Raw genomic sequence first — 791 nt, forward strand, 5'->3', positions numbered from 1 at the left:
CCTAAAGATTTACCCTATCAACTCATAGTAAACAGTACTATTTATTTCCGCAAATTTTCTCGCCATTATTTACATTTTGGCGTATTAAAATTAAAGTTGGCGAGATTATGAGTTACTTTTAATACTATCCATCTATATTTCTACAATTTCTATTTCTCCACTTCTTGATACAATTATCTTATCAATTTTATTGTCTAAATAAGCCTTCAATAAACTTTCTTCGTCTAAGACTGTAATATCCGTTTCTTTCCTTGAATCAATCTTCTCTGACTTCAATTCTTCCAATTTACTCTCCAATAATATCTTTTTATCTTGGATAAAAGTTTTTTCCTTTAAATAGTCATCTTTTGAAATATTTTTCTTTTTATAGTTTTCATAGATGATTTGTAAATTACTGTTTAATATGGATATTTCCTTTAGAATCTCTTCTTTCACATTCTTGTGTTCTATGACTTTCTCTTCATTTAATGTGTTTTGTATCTTAAAATCTTTTAATTTGGGTTTTATAAGTTCAATAATATCTTTCTCTTTGATATTGTTTGGTGTTTTCTCAGCTTTACATAAATTACAATAATAACTTTTATATTTGTATATTTTATCTGAATTTTTCTTTTGTCTAATATCACTGCGAAAACTCATATGTCTACCACATTCTTTACAAAAAATCTTATCAGAAAAAATAGAACGATTTTTGTTTCCTGTATATCCTCCAAAACTTCGTTTTTCTTTTATTTTCTTAACCTTATCAAATACTTCTCTTGAAATAATCGCTTCATGGGAATTTGGAAGAA

General features: G+C 26.0%; 1 protein-coding gene. It reads right to left on the minus strand.

Annotation, left to right across the window (positions count from 1 at the left end):
* Positions 1 to 132: 132 nt before the first annotated feature.
* On the minus strand, positions 133 to 791 hold a 659-nt coding region (locus tag HMPREF0077_RS10030; protein ID WP_004837909.1), incomplete at its 5' end, for a recombinase zinc ribbon domain-containing protein.

Source organism: Anaerococcus tetradius ATCC 35098 (assembly GCF_000159095.1).
GTDB lineage: Bacteria > Bacillota > Clostridia > Tissierellales > Peptoniphilaceae > Anaerococcus > Anaerococcus tetradius.